Raw genomic sequence first — 214 nt, 5'->3', positions numbered from 1 at the left:
CGGCGGCGGCGTTCTTGCGCTGGCGGTCGCGGCCTTCACGGGATTGCGGGGCGAACTGGCGGTGGCGATCCCGCTCGGAATCTTTGGCGCCGGGCTGCTCGGCTGGACGCCGCTGGCCAATGCAGGCTTCGGCAATCTCGGTGGGCTGTTCGGCGGCGGCGCGACGCGCCCGTCGGGGCAGACCTCGCGGGTGCGGTCGCCGTTCCTGGACATG

General features: G+C 73.4%; 1 pseudogene. It reads left to right on the top strand.

The features are described 5' to 3' along the window. Positions 1–214 (top strand): annotated as a pseudogene (locus JHD07_RS38955) (molecular chaperone DnaJ); the annotation flags it as partial.

The sequence above is a fragment of the Bradyrhizobium sp. genome (assembly GCF_016462955.1).
Lineage (GTDB): Bacteria > Pseudomonadota > Alphaproteobacteria > Rhizobiales > Xanthobacteraceae > Bradyrhizobium.
The sequence above is the reverse complement of the archived record's forward strand: the minus strand, read 5'-3'. Positions and strand labels throughout refer to the sequence as shown.